1 protein-coding gene is annotated in these 1,511 nt (G+C 68.6%); it reads left to right on the top strand.

Features of this window, described 5'->3' with window-relative positions; translation table 11 throughout:
* Positions 1 to 54 precede the first annotated feature (54 nt).
* On the top strand, positions 55 to 1,491 hold the full coding sequence (gene tnpC / locus AC061S_RS44375) for an IS66 family transposase (protein ID WP_478691565.1): 1,437 nt from the start codon (positions 55 to 57) through the stop codon (positions 1,489 to 1,491).
* Positions 1,492 to 1,511 lie beyond the last annotated feature (20 nt).

The following is a 1,511-nucleotide window of genomic DNA, read 5'->3' as shown; positions in this document are numbered from 1 at the left end:
GTGACTGCTCAGGTCCTTGAGTGACCTGCGCGTGCTCGCCTCGTTGGTCTGTCCGTGGGACTCGCGAAGCGTCAGCCGTCGTACGACGATCTCGTGCGCGTGATCGCGGATCTGCAGCGGGACGTGGCCCAGCTCAGGAGCGAGAACGCCGAGTTGCGGGCGGAGAACGCCGAGTTGAAGCGCCGCCTGGCCCAGGATTCCTCGAATTCCTCGAAGCCGCCGTCGTCGGACAACCCATTCCGCAAGCCCGCGCCACGCTCGCAGCGCCGCGCCTCGGGCCGCAGGCCCGGTGGCCAGGCCGGGCACGAGGGGGCGAACCTGGAGCGGGTCGCCGACCCCGACGCCGTCATCGAGCACCGGCCGGTCGCATGCGGCGGCTGCGAAGCCGACCTGGCTGATGATGCCGTGCCGGTCGGATTCTCGGTCTCGCAGGTCTTCGACCTGCCCGATCCGCGACTGGTAGTCACCGAACACCGGATGCTGAAGGTCCGTTGCCGGTGCGGGCACATCACGCGCGCCGCTGAACCGCAGACAGCGGGCGCGCCGACCCAGTACGGGCCCGGCGTGCACGCGCTGGCGGTCTATCAACTCGTCCACCAGCATGTTCCGTCGTTGAGGACCGCGCTCGGAGCGGCCGATCTGCATGACGCGCACCTCTCGGAGGGCTTCGTCCACACTGCCCTGCTGCGAGCCGCCGCCGCGTTGATCCCGTTCAGTGAACGCGTCGTGGCGCTGCTGCAGTTGGCTCCCGTGGCGCACTTCGACGAGTCCGGGATTCGCGTCAGCTCCTCGCTGCACTGGGTCCACGTCGCCTGCACCACCCGTCTGACCTGGTACAAGGCACACGCCAAACGCGGCAAGGCCGCCATGGCCGATGCCGGAGTACTGCCGCATTTCACCGGCACCACCGTCACCGACGCCTGGTCCTCCTACCTCGGCTACGGCCGCGCCGGCGCGTTGTGCAACGCGCACATCCTGCGCGACTTGGACGGCGTTCACCACGCCGACCCCACCGGACAGCAGTGGGCCAAGGCCGTCATCGATGCGCTTACCGCCGCCAACGATGCCGCTCATGCTGCCCGCGAGGACGGACGCGCAGCCCTGACCAGCGAGGAAATCACCCTGCTGGAAGCAGAGTTCGACCGGGCGGTCCGGGTCGGGCGCTCCGCCAACCCCGATCCGCCGCCGAAGGCGAAGAAGACCTTCGCCCGGCAGCTCATCGACCGCCTGATCCGGCGCCGCGAGGACATCCTGCGCTTCCTGCACGACCTGACGGTGCCCTTCACCAACAACCAGGCCGAGCAGGACATCCGCATGGCCAAAATCCAGATGAAAGTCTCCGGCGGCTGGCGCACCCTCGACGGCGCCAACCGCTGGCTCCTCGTGCGCTCCTACCTCTCCACCGCCCGCAAACACGGCCTCAACCCCATGACCGTCCTCCGCGACCTCTTCGCCGGAAACGTCTGGCTGCCGCCTGCCGCTCACGCGTAATCAAGCACCTGAGTAGTCAC

It is taken from the genome of Streptomyces sp. CA189, assembly GCF_056428985.1.
Note: the sequence above shows the minus strand (reverse complement) of the source record. Positions and strands in the feature narration are given on the sequence as shown.